At 36.7% G+C, this 15,495-nt stretch carries 14 protein-coding genes; 13 read left to right on the top strand and 1 reads right to left on the bottom strand.

Annotated elements, in window-relative coordinates; translation table 11 throughout:
- The first annotated feature begins 27 nt into the window (after window positions 1-27).
- From DZ858_RS14320 to DZ858_RS14370, 11 genes are all read left to right on the top strand, one after another.
- Entirely contained in the window at window positions 28-615 is a 588-nt protein-coding gene (locus DZ858_RS14320) for a Crp/Fnr family transcriptional regulator (RefSeq protein ID WP_117160339.1), read from the top strand.
- 29 nt (window positions 616-644) lie between these two features.
- Entirely contained in the window at window positions 645-1,409 is a 765-nt protein-coding gene (locus DZ858_RS14325; RefSeq protein WP_117160340.1) for a Rossmann-like and DUF2520 domain-containing protein, read from the top strand.
- Window positions 1,393-1,926 carry a KdsC family phosphatase gene (locus tag DZ858_RS14330; protein ID WP_117160341.1) on the top strand — a complete coding sequence of 178 codons (534 nt, stop codon included), beginning with the start codon at window positions 1,393-1,395 and terminating at the stop codon, window positions 1,924-1,926. Before DZ858_RS14325 ends, DZ858_RS14330 begins: the two co-directional genes overlap by 17 nt.
- Before the next feature lie 100 nt (window positions 1,927-2,026).
- Complete coding sequence (locus DZ858_RS14335; protein ID WP_117160342.1) at window positions 2,027-2,938, top strand: geranylgeranylglycerol-phosphate geranylgeranyltransferase; 912 nt, start codon at window positions 2,027-2,029, stop codon at window positions 2,936-2,938.
- 147 nt (window positions 2,939-3,085) lie between these two features.
- Window positions 3,086-3,673 (top strand): Maf family nucleotide pyrophosphatase, encoded by a 588-nt coding sequence (locus tag DZ858_RS14340; protein ID WP_117160343.1) that lies wholly within the window; start codon window positions 3,086-3,088, stop codon window positions 3,671-3,673.
- A gap of 46 nt (window positions 3,674-3,719) precedes the next feature.
- Complete coding sequence (locus DZ858_RS14345) at window positions 3,720-4,667, top strand: septum formation inhibitor Maf (RefSeq protein ID WP_117160344.1); 948 nt, start codon at window positions 3,720-3,722, stop codon at window positions 4,665-4,667.
- A gap of 7 nt (window positions 4,668-4,674) precedes the next feature.
- On the top strand, window positions 4,675-5,244 hold the full coding sequence (locus DZ858_RS14350; protein ID WP_117160345.1) for a mechanosensitive ion channel family protein: 570 nt from the start codon (window positions 4,675-4,677) through the stop codon (window positions 5,242-5,244).
- Between the two features lie 201 nt (window positions 5,245-5,445).
- Window positions 5,446-7,935: a PIG-L family deacetylase gene (locus tag DZ858_RS14355; RefSeq protein WP_117160454.1), complete on the top strand. Its 2,490-nt coding sequence runs from the start codon at window positions 5,446-5,448 to the stop codon at window positions 7,933-7,935.
- A 112-nt stretch (window positions 7,936-8,047) separates the two neighbouring features.
- Window positions 8,048-9,739: a sodium:solute symporter gene (locus DZ858_RS14360; RefSeq protein WP_117160346.1), complete on the top strand. Its 1,692-nt coding sequence runs from the start codon at window positions 8,048-8,050 to the stop codon at window positions 9,737-9,739.
- Window positions 9,740-9,792: 53 nt separating this feature from the next.
- The gene (locus DZ858_RS14365) at window positions 9,793-10,722 is read left to right on the top strand and encodes a PD40 domain-containing protein (protein WP_117160347.1); all 930 of its coding nucleotides are present in this window, start codon (window positions 9,793-9,795) and stop codon (window positions 10,720-10,722) included.
- Between the two features lie 194 nt (window positions 10,723-10,916).
- Entirely contained in the window at window positions 10,917-12,380 is a 1,464-nt protein-coding gene (locus DZ858_RS14370; RefSeq protein ID WP_158548377.1) for an alpha/beta hydrolase-fold protein, read from the top strand.
- Between the two features lie 49 nt (window positions 12,381-12,429).
- Here DZ858_RS14370 and DZ858_RS14375 read toward each other — a convergent pair whose 3' ends face one another.
- Window positions 12,430-13,071 carry a DUF6266 family protein gene (locus DZ858_RS14375; RefSeq protein ID WP_117160349.1) on the bottom strand — a complete coding sequence of 214 codons (642 nt, stop codon included), beginning with the start codon at window positions 13,069-13,071 and terminating at the stop codon, window positions 12,430-12,432.
- Window positions 13,072-13,515: 444 nt separating this feature from the next.
- Here DZ858_RS14375 and DZ858_RS14380 point away from each other — a divergent pair, with 444 nt between their 5' ends.
- Entirely contained in the window at window positions 13,516-14,496 is a 981-nt protein-coding gene (locus DZ858_RS14380; protein WP_117160350.1) for a hypothetical protein, read from the top strand.
- 152 nt (window positions 14,497-14,648) lie between these two features.
- Window positions 14,649-15,494: a toll/interleukin-1 receptor domain-containing protein gene (locus DZ858_RS14385; RefSeq protein WP_117160351.1), complete on the top strand. Its 846-nt coding sequence runs from the start codon at window positions 14,649-14,651 to the stop codon at window positions 15,492-15,494.
- Window position 15,495 lies beyond the last annotated feature (1 nt).

Genomic DNA, 15,495 nt, shown 5'->3' on the forward strand with positions numbered 1-15,495 from the left:
CCATTTTATGAGCCAAATCATAAACCCATGATCAACGAAACAATTTTATTGGATTATGAAGCAGAGGTCATCGAGTACATAACGGGCGACGTCATTTTTTCTGAAAACCAACGAGCTTTATTCTATTTTCAAGTGCAACACGGAGAAGTAAAAATGTACAACCTCAACGAGGATGGTAAAGAGTTTGTACAAGGCATGTTTAAAGATGGGGAAAGTTTTGGCGAGCCACCTTTGTTTGGCGATTTCAAGTATCCTGCCTCCGCAATTGCTATTAGTGATGTGAGTATTATAAAGCTGGGTAAAACAGCTTTTTTTGCATTACTGAAAGAACATTTTGATGTTCACTCGCAGATGACAGCCACACTCTCACGCAGATTGAGCTACAAGGCCATGATGATGAAAGAAATATCGGTCTACCCACCAGAGCATCGAGTATTGACGATAATCGATTTTTTAAAACAAAGAGATGGCAACCCTGTTGATTACCAAGTGGAACTAACCCGCCAACAAATAGCAGATCTTACTGGACTTCGAGTAGAAACAGTCATTAGAGCTGTCAAGCAGTTAGAAGAAGATGAAAAAATTAAAATAATCAACCGAAAAATCCATCGGTAAAAAATCAAAAAGTTAGTACCTTCGGCAGTATGTTACACGTAGTTATTTTAGGATTTGGCAACATTGGAAGTAATTTATGCAATGCTTTACATGAAGAATCACAAGTTTCAGTAGTTCAAGTGTTTAATAGGAATTTGATTAAACTACCTAATAATTTGAAGTCTATTCCATTCACTTCAAATATTTCAGAAATTAAAAAGGCAGATATTTATATTATTGCCATCCCAGATGATGCGATAGCCGACTTCTCTGCTACGCTACCTTTTAATGATAAATTGGTAGTGCACACCTCAGGAAGCGTCCCCATGCAGGCACTAGATGGAAAAAATAAACAAGGGGTCTTTTATCCGTTGCAAACCTTCACTAAAAATAATCTGGTCGATTTTTCTGAAATCCCAGTTTGTATTGAAGCTGAAGAAGAAACAGATTTAAAGTTACTTAGAACGTTAGGCGAACATATTTCAAAGCATGTAACGGTAGTTTCTTCTGAAGAAAGGAAAACATTGCATTTGGCTGCAGTATTTGTAAATAACTTCGTGAATTATATGTATCACATTTCCGAAGACATTTTAAAAGAAAACAATTTAGATTTTGAATTATTAAAACCTCTTATCGCCGAAACAGCAAATAAAATAAAAAGACTATCACCAAAACAAGCCCAGACCGGCCCCGCTAAGCGGAATGACGTAAAAACAATAGAAAATCATTTACATTTGTTGAAAGACAGTCCGTATAAAAAGGTTTACCAACAATTAACAAAGGCTATACAAGATACCTATGGAAAAAAGCTATAAAGAATACCTTAACCAGATTACTACTTTTATTTTTGATGTGGACGGCGTCCTTACCGATGGCTCCATTAGCATCACTACCGAAGGCGAAATGTACCGTACCATGCACACCAAAGATGGTTTTGCACTAAAAACAGCATTAGATAAAGGGTTTAATGTATGTATTATAAGCGGCGGCACTAACGAAGGCGTGCGTGCTAGATTACGCGGACTCGGTATTACTGATATATACTTAGGAGCACATCATAAAACCGATACGATGGATGAATACCTAGACGTGTACAATATTAAACACGAAAACGTACTCTATATGGGTGATGATATCCCAGATTTGTATGTAATGCAAGAGATTGGCTTGCCGTGTTGTCCGCAAGATGCTGTACCAGAAGTAAAAAGCATCTCTAAATATGTATCCCACAAAAAGGGAGGAAAAGGGTGTGTGCGTGATGTTATAGAGCAAGTATTAAAAGTGCAAGGCAAATGGATTGAAAAAGAAAATACGAGTGCCAAGTATGATTAATGCTTTATTTTTATAAATAGAAATTATATAATATTCTTTTAAAATACCATAACATCCCCCTACCCCCTTCAAAGGGGGAATTAAAAAAGATTAAAATTCTTTGAAGTACCTTAAACTCACCCGCCCTATAAACTTACTGTTAATCGCACTGGTACAAGTGCTGATTAAGTATGGTCTTTTTGAGCCCTTTCATGCAGTCACTGCGTTATCAAACTTTCACTTTTTACTATTAGTAATTGCCACGGTCTGTATTGCCGCTGGGGGTAATATCATCAACGATGTGTACGATGTAGATATTGACCGTATCAACAAACCCAAGAAAGTTATAATTGGCAACGGTGTTTCAGAAAAAGCTGGTAGTACTTTTTATATGGTCATAACCGCTTTGGGAGTGGGCATCGGATTTTTTTTAGCTAATAGCATTGGCAAGCCTGCTTTTGCTACACTTTTTATCGGTATTGCTGCCTTACTATACCTCTATGCAACGTATCTTAAAACGATGCTACTTATAGGTACTTTCTTAGTATCTATATTGGTTTCTATGAGTATTATTATTGTAGGTTTTTTTGACCTCGTACCCGTTACCAATCCTATAAACCAGGCATCACAATGGGAGGTGTTTAAAATAAGTTTAGCGTACGCTTTGTTTGCTTTCTTTTTAAACTTTATACGCGAATTGGTAAAAGATTTACAAGACATTCATGGTGATAAAAATGGTGGTAAAAACACCTTACCCATTGCAATTGGTAGAAGCCGCGCCACTACGGTTGTATTTGCTTTAGGAGCTATCACAACACTCTCTATAATTGCTTATATGTATATGTATTTATACGCATACACCTCAGCCGTTTTATATTTTCTATTTTTAGTAATAGCACCGCTCCTATTCTTCTGCATTAAAGCTTTTGAAGCTAAAAAAATCAAACATTACGGGCTTTTATCCCGCTTATTAAAATTTGTCATGTTAACCGGAATGTGCTCTATGCTATTGTATCCTTTTGTAATTTTATAGCTTTATTAAAAGAAATGAGAAGCTAGAAGTTAAATACTAGACATTTGATACTAAATTTATACAACAAGTAAATTTCACCTATTTCATTAATTACTTAATAACTAATAAAACTCATTTCTCAAATCTCAATACTGATTACTAAAATCTATGCTACAACAAAAACTAATCAACCACAACATTATACTTGCTTCTGGGTCGCCTAGACGACAAAACTTTTTTAAGGAGCTAGGTATTCCCTTTACCATCGATGTGCGTAAAATAATTGAAACGTACCCCAAAGAGTTAAAAGGAACCGAGATCACCGACTACCTATCAGAACGTAAAGCTGCTGTATTTAAAGAGCTTTCTGAATCTGATATTCTCATTACTAGTGACACCATTGTCTGGAAGGAAGGTAAAGCAATGGAAAAACCCAAAGATGCCAAACACGCCAAAACTATGTTGTCCGACTTAAGCGGTAAGTTTCACGAGGTGATTACTTCGGTTTGCTTTACAGGAACTGACTTTCAAAAAACGGTTAATGAAACGACTCAAGTATGGTTCTCAGAGCTTTCAGAAGAAGAAATTAATTATTACGTCGACACCTACCAACCATTCGATAAAGCAGGTGCTTATGGTATTCAAGAATGGATTGGGTATATTGGTATTGATAAGATTGAAGGTTCTTTCTTTAATGTAATGGGGTTACCAACAAGACTAGTTTATAAAATCTTATTGGAGCTTACTACTAAATAATCAAAATTCTGCCGGATTTCCATATCTTTAATAGCAAATTAAAACGATGAATAAAACATCCAAAAACACCCTATATAAAGCAATATTAATTATAAGTATTACTTTTTTTAGTCATTCTTGTAAAGACTCTGAGCATAACTTAATCCCTAATAGTAATGCAGAAGATACCGATACTGTAGCCAATAACCGCCAATTACCAGAGCAATTTAAAGCGTATTGGTACGCGGGTAAAGCAGAGTTGACTTCCTATAAACTCATGCAAGAGCGCTATGGTGAAATTCGTGAAGGGACAGCCGTTACAGTGTTTGTTACAGAAGATTTTTTACCCGGTCCTCAAGTAAAGGCCGATGTACAATCTGAGGAGAATGTTTCTGTATTAAAACTCAATAAAACCAAGAAGTTTACCACCGGTATTTATCCGTATTCTATTATGACGAGTACGTTTAATCCCATACAAAAACAACAACACGCCTTAAAAATAAGCAATTCGGTACAGGAATGGTGCGGGCAAGTATATATGCAACTTAATAATAGAGAACGTTTCAATATTACGTCACATTCCTATTTTGAAGGGGAAGCAGATCAAGAACTAACTATTGATAAAACTTGGTTAGAAGACGAATTGTGGAACTTAGTTAGAATTAATCCAGAAGAGTTACCTATTGGAGATATGCAAGTAATCCCTTCGTTCGAGTTTAGCAGAATGCGACATAAAGAAGTTAAGGCCTATCGTGCTCATGCAAATATTAAACAAGGCGAAGCACTTTCTGTATATTCCTTACATTATCCTAAGTTAGAACGAGAACTCATTCTGTATTTTAATAGTTCTTTTCCGTATGAAATTGAGAAATGGGAAGAAACAAATGGCATCCATCCTAGTGACAGCACCCGTTTAAAAACTACTGCACACAAAATAAAACGTATCCGTAACGATTATTGGAATTTGAAGCAAAATAAAGATGCCAGGCTTCGAGATACCTTAGGACTTAAATAAGAATATTATGTTTATTGAAATCTATTTTCCTCAATTACTAAAGTCTATTTTTATCGTATTGCTTTTTTTAGCACTGCGCTATATGACCATTCGTTTAATAAAACGGTATGCCAATAAATTTGAACGTATGGAGCACCGCACGGGCTTAATTATGAAGCACGTAGACTTATCAACCATCTTTTTAATCGTATTATGCTTAATACTAATTTGGGGTGTAGAGATTAAAGATCTCGGGTTGGTTATGTCCTCTGTCTTTGCAGTAATCGGCGTTGGTTTTTTTGCCCAATGGTCCATTTTAAGCAATATTACTAGCGGCGTAATTATGTTCTTTACCTTTCCATATAAAATTGGTGATTTTATTAAGATTCACGATAAGGAGTTCCCGTATGAGGGAATGATTGAAGATATTAAAAGTTTTCACGTGATGGTACGTACTAAAGATAATGAGCTAATTACTTACCCGAATAGTATGATGCTTCAAAAAGGGGTGACGGTAATTAAAGCAGAAGATTACTATGAAATGTCTCAACAAGTTGAAGAACATGATAAAAACCTCACCGAACACGGTACTGATTGATCGCCTAGATTCCTTGTAAGCAGTAGGTTTTTAGTGAATTGACACTACATAAACAGTACAGGGGTATCACCTCATTGTACTATATCATCTATTTTCTTTTTTTATTCAGAAAAACGATCTTTCTTCTTTATAAATACACTGTTTTTTTCACTATATATTTTGGTATCTTTGGTTCTTTCAGAAAAAAACACACCAAATACTATGCGCAATCTTTTTACTGTACTGCTTCTGTTAAGCATCAGTACAACCGCCTGCTTCGCTCAACAACCTCAAAAACCAACTGCTTCTGAAATTTACCACGACCTCCAACAACTCAATTTCCTTGGGTCGGCTATGTACATTGCAGCACATCCAGATGATGAAAATACGCGTCTGATCTCTTACTTGGCGAATGACGTTCATGCACGTACAGCCTATTTATCTTTAACACGTGGTGATGGCGGACAAAACTTGGTAGGGCCTGAGATTCGTGAATTACTTGGCGTAATTCGAACACAAGAGCTATTAGCAGCGCGTCGTACCGATGGCGGACAACAGTTTTTTACCCGTGCCAACGACTTTGGGTATTCTAAAACCCCAGATGAAACATTAGACATCTGGAATAAAGATGAAGTATTAAACGATGTGGTACGTGCCATTCGAAAGTTTAAGCCAGATGTTATTATTAATCGGTTTGATCATCGTAGCCCAGGTTCTACACACGGGCACCACACGGCGTCTGCTATGTTGAGCGTAGAGGCGTTCGATTTAGTAAACAATCCTAACAGCTACCCTGAAACAGCTAATACGTTTGGTACGTGGCAACCTAAACGGTTGTTCTTCAACACGAGCTGGTGGTTTTACGGAAGTCAAGAAAAATTTGAACAAGCAGACAAAACTAACTTAGTAGAAGTACAAACCGGAAATTACTACCCCTCCTTAGGTCTTTCTAACGGAGAAATTGCTTCTTTAAGCCGAAGCATGCACAAATCGCAAGGTTTTGGAGCAACAGGTACCCGCGGAAACCAGAATGAATGGCTTGAATTTTTAAAAGGTGATTTTTCTGAAGGAAACAGTAACTTGTTTGAAGGTATAGACACCTCTTGGTCTCGTATTGAAGGCGGCGAAACCATTGGGGGAATTTTGTATCCGCTAGAAGATAATTTCGATTTTAAAGATCCTTCCAGAATGCTTCGCCCCTTATTGCAAGCGTATGAATTGGTTAAAAATATTGAGGACGACCATTGGTGTGCTATAAAAACAAAACAACTGGAACAGTTGATTATCGATTGCGGTGGAATTTTTGTAGAAGCAATTGCTCAAAGCAATTCCATTATGCCGCGTGAAAAATACAATGTTACTTTTGAAGCTATAAGCCGAAATAACTTCCCGATAGCGTTAGAGTCCATTACCTATCCTTCCGGGAAAACTATTGTGACCGAGAACAAAACCTTGGCTCCAAATGAGAAGTATACCCTTGAAGCTACATTATATTCTGAAAACACGACTACCTCTGGTCCGTATTGGTTGCGTGAAAAAGGTAGTTTAGGAATGTATAAGGCACCTAATAACCGTATCGGTGAGCCAGAAACCATGGCCCCCGAACAAGTAGTATTTAATTTAACTCTAAGCGGTGTAAAGTTTCCAATAAAACGAAATATAGTCTATAAATACAACGACCCTGTTAAAGGGGAAGTCTATCAACCTTTAGAGGTTTTACCAGAAGCTACTTCCAGTATTCCTGAAAAAGTTATTATTTTTTCTTCAAAAGACGAACAAAACATCCCTGTCACTATAAAAGCAGGGCGTGATAATGCAAATGGAACGGTGCAATTAAACCATCCGAAGGGTTGGGAAGTCAAACCTGCACAACCTAGCTTTAACATTGCAAAAAAAGGAGATGAACAAACGATTATGTTTACTGTAACCCCTCCTAAAGAACAAAGCGAAGGATATCTAAGACCGTTAGTATCTATGGGCGATCAATTTTTTGATAAAGAACTCGTTACAATCGATTATGAGCACATTCCCTATCAACGGGTATTGCTTCCTTCCGAAGCTAAGGTAGTGCGTATTGATATTGAAAAGGAAGGCGAATCTATTGGGTACATTGAAGGTGCTGGAGATGCTATTCCGGAGAGTTTACGCCAAATAGGGTACCGAGTAACAACCATTCCACCGTCTAACATTACCTACCAAAACCTGAAGGATTTTGATGCTGTTGTCGTAGGAATTAGAGCGTATAACACCGTACCAGAGTTGGCTTTTAAGCAACCTGTTTTCAATAAATATGTACAAGAAGGCGGCACCTTGCTATTGCAATATAACACTAGTCATAGGCTGGTTACTGAAGACATCGCGCCCTACTCACTTTCATTATCAAGAGATCGTGTAACTGATGAGTTTAGCGACGTTACCTTTTTAGCACCTGAACATCCCGTTTTAAATGAACCCAACGAAATTACCCAAGCCGACTTTACAGGTTGGGTGCAAGAACGAGGCTTATATTTCCCAAATCAATGGGCGCCTAAGTTTGTACCTATATTGGGAATGCACGACAAAGACGCTCCCGAAACCAAAGGCTCACTATTAGTTGCCGAATACGGCAAGGGAAATTATATCTATACCGGGCTGAGTTTCTTTAGAGAGTTACCCGCTGGAGTAGCAGGTGCCTACCGTTTATTTGCAAATATATTATCCTTAGGCAATTAATTATGAATGATTCAACCAACAAACCGGTAAAAAAGTGGAGTTACGTAGCTGTGATTTTGCTTAATGCCGTGTACATTATTTTGTTTTATTTTCTAATGCAAAACTTCTCCTAATGCAGCATATCGATTGGATTGTCCTTATTGGAACCTTAGCTTTTATTGTGCTGTACGGTACATGGAAAACTCGTAAAAACAAAAATGTAGACGATTACCTTAAAGGAGGTAACGATGCCAATTGGTGGACCATCGGGTTAAGTGTCATGGCTACACAAGCCAGTGCTATCACCTTTTTGTCCACACCAGGACAGGCTTTTCATGATGGAATGGGATTTGTGCAGTTCTACTTCGGTCTACCTATAGCGATGGTAATTATTTGTTTGGTATTTATTCCTATCTATCATCGCTTAAAGGTCTATACCGCCTATGAATACTTAGAGACTAGATTCGACTTAAAAACACGTACCCTTACGGCTATTCTCTTTTTAATTCAGCGAGGATTAGCTGCTGGGATTACCATCTTTGCCCCTGCCATTATCTTATCAGCCGTATTGGGGTGGAACTTAACCTACCTTACCATCGGTATTGGTGCGTTAGTAATTATTTACACCGTAAGTGGCGGCACCAAAGCGGTAAATGTTACTCAAAAACAACAAATGGCAATCATCTTTGCTGGGATGTTCATTGCTTTCTTGTTAATACTAAACTATCTCCCGTTAGATATTTCATTTACCAATGCCTTAGAGATTGCCGGTGCCAATGGAAAACTTGATGTGCTCGACTTTTCCTTCGATTTTGATAACCGCTACACCTTTTGGAGTGGTATTATTGGCGGTACCTTCTTGGCGCTCTCTTATTTTGGTACCGACCAAAGCCAAGTGCAACGTTACCTATCTGGTAGGTCGGTCAAGCAAAGTCAGATGGGATTGATTATGAACGGACTTTTAAAAGTACCGATGCAGTTTTTTATCCTCTTGGTGGGTGTTATGGTATTTGTATTTTATCAATTTAACGCTTCTCCCCTACATTTTAACCCTGCTGCGGTAGCCGATGTAATGCAATCGGAATACGCAGGAGAATACCAAGTTTTACAAGCTGAAAAACAAAGTTTGGATAAACAATTGAACAGCAAACAACTTACTTATTCTGCAACCGAAGATGCTACGGAGAAAGAGATACTCTTAGAAGAAATACAAATCATTAACATTACCGAAGATGAGCTACGCCAACAATCGCGCGATCTTATAAAACAAGCCAACCCAGATGCCGAAACCAACGATAAAGATTATGTGTTTATTCACTTTATTTTAAACAACCTACCCCGTGGATTAATTGGGCTGTTATTGGCCGTTATTTTAAGTGCAGCCATGTCCTCTACCGCATCCGAATTAAATGCGTTGGGTTCTACTACTACAATTGACTTGTACAAGCGGAATACCCCAGGTAAAGAAGAGAAACACTATATGCACGCTTCCAAGTGGTTTACACTACTTTGGGGTATCATTGCTATTGGGGTGGCCAGCGTGGCAAACTTATTTGAAAACTTGATAGAATTGGTCAATATCATCGGTTCTATTTTCTACGGAAATGTATTGGGTATTTTCTTGCTGGCTTTCTTTGTCAAATTTGTACACAGCAGAGCTACCTTTATCGCCGCACTTATTACACAAGCCATCATTGTTTATATCTGGTGGATTGACTTAATGCCGTATTTATGGCTTAACTTAGTAGGTTGTGCCCTAGTGATGGGGATTGCGGTGTTGTTGCAGGTAATACTCCCTAAAAAGAAAGAAAAACCTACCGCTTAAACGGAATTGCCATTATTCTAAACGTTGGCAATAATTACCTAACAAAACTTTAAATGAAAAAAATTAGGCTCACAATTCTTTTATTTATCATCTCAAATTTACTATCAGCCCAAAATAAATCTGATATTATCCAATTTGATAAATCACTAAATCAGTTTCATAATGTGCGAGATTTCACTATTTCAAAAGATGGAAATGAAGCATATTTCACTATACAAAGCCCAAATCAAGAAATCTCACAACTAGCCTACATTAAAAGAAAAAAGAATAAGTGGTCTAAACCAGAATTATTGCCCTTTTGTGATTCATATATGTACTTAGAGCCTTTTTTGTCATTTAGTAATAACCGTTTGTTTTTTGTTTCTGATAGACCCTTACATGATTCTATTAAATCTAAAAAAGATTTTGATATTTGGTATGTAGACCGAAATAAAAAAAATGGTGAATGGTCTAAACCCAAAAATATAGGGAAACCTATTAATTCAGAATTAGACGAGTTTTATCCTTCTGTCAGTAAAAATAACAACCTATATTTTACAATGGTATCTCCTGACGGTTTTGGAAAGGATGATATTTATTATTGCGAATGGAAAAATAACAAATATTCAAAGCCAGTTTTATTAAGTGAAAATATAAATAGCGATGGTTATGAATTTAATGCTTTTATATCAGAGAAAGAAGATTTTATAATATTCTCTAAATACAACCAAAAAGATGGGCAAGGAAGTGGTGATTTATATATTTCAAAAAAAGATACAAATGGTAAGTGGAAAAAGGCGAAAAATTTAGGTGTTCCACTTAACACAAAATATATGGAATATTGTCCATTCTATGATGAAAAAAATCAAATATTGTATTTTACAAGTAAGAGAAATAACATAAAATCAAAAAAATTTAATACTATTTCAGATTTCAAAAAATACATTAACGAAAGCAATAACGGTCTAAGTAAAATATATATGACCTCTCTTCAAATTGAATAAAACTAGTGTCAACCAAGTGTCCTATGAAAAGTACTAGCATTTTTAATTAGTTTATTTTATAGCTTCTAACTCATTATACTATATAACCTTCAACCCCTCTTATAAAATCGTATCTTTGGGTAGGTTTTATGGATACTCATGCCTTAAATCTACTAACAAGCATAAACTCAATAGTCATAATCAACACGACCACTATGAAAAAACTACTACTCTTTTGCACCGCTTTACTGCTTACCGTATCTGTACAGGCACAACAATTTGATGTTTCTTTCTCTAAAGACGTACTTTCCGAACCCTTTACCGGAGACGTACTGCTCTTCCTTTCGCAAGAAAACAAAAACCCGAAGAATGCTTTTGTTCCCTTAGAGTTACCGCCGGTGTATCGTGTACAGGTTACCAATTTAAAACCTAACGAAGGCGTGGTGCTTGACGATTCGGCTATTTCATATCCCAACACCCTTACAAATATTGAACGTGGTTCGTATTATGTACAAGTGGTGTTCGACCGTAATTTAGGCGGACAAGACATGGGAAAAAGTCCGGGGAATCTTTTTTCTGAACCCCAACAACTAACCTTCGATAAAAATTTTGACACTACCCATACCCTACAAGCCAATCAAATGGTACCTGAAATTCCATTTAAAGAAACCAAGCAACTAAAAGAACTGGCTTTAAAATCGGAAGTATTGAGTGAGTTTCATAACAAAGAAGTCACCATAGCAGGAGCTGTAAGCTTACCAAAAGAATATCATGAAAACCCAGATGCTACGTATCCCGTGTTGTTTTCGGTATTTGGATTTGGTGCGAACTATAAAACCCATTCTGGATCTAAAAAATATGCCTTTACCCACCTGGCCGATACGCCTGTGATAGTGGTATACTTAGACGGTAACAGTCCCGAAGGGCATTCTACCTATGCCAATAGCGATATAAACGGCCCTTGGGGCGATGCCTTGGTAAAAGAATTTATACCCGCTCTAGAAGCGCAATACCGTACCAACGGTGCCAAATTTGTGTTTGGTCACAGTAGCGGGGGTTGGACGTCTTTATGGCTTCAGTTAAACTATCCTGAAACTTTTTCAGGAGCTTGGGCCAGCGCACCCGATCAGGTGGATTTCAGAAACTGGCAAGGCGAAGACATCTATGAAGTTGATAATCTATATTACGATGCCAACGGAAATATTTTAGCCGATATCACCATGGGCGGTGGCTACCCTATTATTGCCGCCAAAGATATTTACCAAGTAGAGGCCGTAGTTTCCCGTGGTGGTCAAATACGTTCGTTCGATGCGGTATTCAGCAGTCGCGATGCCGATGGAAACATCATCCGCCTGGTAGATGCGGAAACTGGAGACATTAACAAAGAAGCGGTACCGCTTTTTAAACGCTACGACCTTTCGTATCAAATTAGAAACAATTGGGAAACCTATAAAGAGGTGGTTAATAATGACATTCGCATTTCCATAGGCGAACAAGATAACTTTCACCTTCACAAAGCAGTACATTTGTTTGATGAAGAAATGAAAAAGCTAGAATCTACTATTGAGATTGACTACTACCCTGGCGATCATTTTACCGTCTTTACCCCAGCATATAAAGAAGACGGGCAACGTTTTCTAGACAAGCAATACCGTACGTGGCAACAAGAAAACAACTAACTGGTTTTAAACTTTTCGTTTTTAGGCGTACACAAGCAATTTTATAGCGCTATATAACCGTTATACTCCCTACATAATCACTAGTAGCGTACTGTTGTGATGCTTTATTTTTAAAGGTTGCCCATACTTCTAAGGTAAGATCTTGCAGTTCTTCCGGGAATTGTAATACCACTTCCCCCATATGGCGTTGGGCGGCGGCTTCAAAGAAAATAAAATCTTGCGTAGCGGGTACATATGCGATAACCGATAGTGCATCCTCAGCATATGCCAAGCCCAGTGCGCTATTGTCTGTCCATTGTAGTTTTGCTTTTTGCTTGGCTTGCACTGTGATAGATGCATCTAGCAACCCTCGAATGGGGCCTTTGCTAATCAGCACTTTTGGATAATCAATAAGGAAACTATCGGCTGTGGGAATCATAACCTCTGTTAAAAGATAGGACTTCGCAAAGTCAAATCGGCTTGTTGTTCCCTTGGGTTGACCAAAGCTGTCGCTTAAAAAAGGCTTTACCGGATTTAAAAACACGTTCGCTAGTCTAAACTTCAATTGATTGCGCAGTTGCGCTGGACTCGGCTTTTTGGTCGACTTTCTCGGTTTACTTCGCATCACGGGAACCCCGCGCCACGTAGTACCTACCACAGTACCCACCGTACCCGAAAAACCACCTAAAATACCGTTGTTAAATGTTGCCATAACAAGTAGAATTTGGTTAAGAATATGAAAAGGGAGCCCCTAAATATAAAACGTATTCCCTTAAAAAACAAGCGCGTACCCAAAAAAAGCAAGGTGCACTCCCCTAGTTTCATCCGAGTTTTCTTCGAGAATACTTCGACACTAGCCCGTAAAAGCAGGTGGTTCTCGAACAATCCTCGAAGGAATATCGAACCAATCTCATACCAGTCTCGAACCAAACCTGAGTAAAACCTTAATATCTCTAAATATTTCTTTTGGGATGCGTGGAACGTTGGTTAAATAGGTTTTTTACAATTTTTAAGTATATTTGAAGGACTCCCCTTTATATTATATAAAAATAAGAACATATAAAAAGCACAAAACCTGCTCATAGCATGCCAAATTGGATTAATAAGAGCATAAAAGGTGCTCATATAAACAAGTTGTAGCACATTTGAAAAAACAATGAATAAAACCTTAACCTTACTTCTTTTATTGGTCTTTACCATTCCATTATTTGGGCAAACTGACACTACGAAAATTGCGTTTATAGCATACTGGTCAAAAGGTGATAGTTACGACTTCAAAGTGACTAAAATAAAAAAACGATGGACAAATGATAAACTGACAAAAAATGATTCCACACAATATATTGCAAATTTTAAAGTAATAGACTCGACGGAGAAATCATATACTTTACAATGGACATTCAAAAATTTTCTTACTAATAGCTACCGAGAAAATTTGAACAAACTTTATGAAAACAAACAGGCAGTAAATAATATTGTAAAAAAATACGATGTTACTAAAGTCATCTACAAAACGGATGAATATGGTGAATTCTTGGAAATAATAAACTGGAAAGATATAAGTGCACTAATGAGCAATATGCTTGGAGAATTAGAAAAAAGCATTAAAATTCGTAAGCCAGATAAGATAAATGAAGTCAAACAAGCAATGGCACCTCTTGCAGAAATTTATAGCTCTAAAGAAGGAATTGAACAGTTGATTGTTTACGAATTACAATATTTTCATTTCCCTTTTGGTACTGAATATGATATTAATGACCCTTTTGAATATGAATCAGAATTGCCAAATATGGTCGGAGGAGAACAACCTATTAAGGCAGATGCAAAACTCTCAATTATAGAAACGGATTTTGAAAACTTTTACTGTGTTCTAAAAGAAGAGTCTACTATTAACCCAGATGACACCAAACGACAAGTCATCTCTTTATTTAAAAAAATGGGCATAGAAGGAAAAAAGGCAGAAGAAATGATGAAAACTGCAATTTTCGACATAACTGACCTAAATTATTATCAATACTATTTTGACCCAGGTGTTCCTCATAGAATTTATGGGAGTCGAAAAACTCTTTTAAATATGGATAAAACCAAAGTTGAAAATATTGAGGAATTGGAAATTGAACTAATTTATGAAGAATAAAAAACGTGCTACAACACCGTGTATAATTCATTGCTAGTACTCGCCTACTTACGAAAATCCTCGCGGATTTTCTATTCGGTTTGTATTTGCTAATTTAGTTGCTGAAAAACGCAACGAAATCATACACAAAAACGTTGTAAAACATTTGAAAAATGAGCGTATTTATAAGTTATTCAACAAAGGACAGAAAATTCGTTAATGAATTATCAGCTGAACTTATAAAAAATCGAATTAACGTTTGGCTCGACAAATGGGAAATGCAACCAGGAGATTCTTTAATTGACAAAATTCAAGATGGATTAACCGATTCTTCCTTTTTATTAGTTGTACTATCCGAAAATTCTGTGCAAAGTGAATGGTGTAAAAAAGAATTGAATTCTGGATTAATGCGAGAAATAAAAGAAAAACAAGTTGTTGTAATTCCAATCTTATTGGATGATTGCGAAGTACCTGTCTTTCTTCAGGAAAAAGTGTATGCTGATTTTAGAGATAAATTTGAGACTGGATTTCAAGAACTAATTAGACCATTAGCAAAACTTTCCTCTGACAAAATGGGTCGACATTCCAAAAATGAAATCATTACGGATTATTCGATAAACTGGGGAATAAATGATAGAGATTTATTTTATTCAAATTTTGACATTGTAAGCTGGCATCAAAAAGACCATAAAACTATTCTTCTACAAATTATGGTAGAAGGTAACAAAAGTGCAACCCAACGTTTTAAAATGCATTTGGAAATGGGAATGGACTCTCTAATGAAAGATACCATTATTTCAATGTTTGCAATGAATGAGGATTATAAAAGCCTGAATATTTATATAGAAAAAGACAAAACCTATAACTTTCATTCTACTGTAAAAGATTTAAAAACAGATGTTGAATTTGATATTAGAATTCGAGGTGTTTTAATGGGTGTTGATACAGGAAATGATATAGTTTTAAATTTTATTGATTTTATAGAAATGCTTGACCAAACAATTACAAATCGAAAATAAA

The organism is Marixanthomonas ophiurae (assembly GCF_003413745.1).
Taxonomy (GTDB): Bacteria; Bacteroidota; Bacteroidia; order Flavobacteriales; family Flavobacteriaceae; genus Marixanthomonas; species Marixanthomonas ophiurae.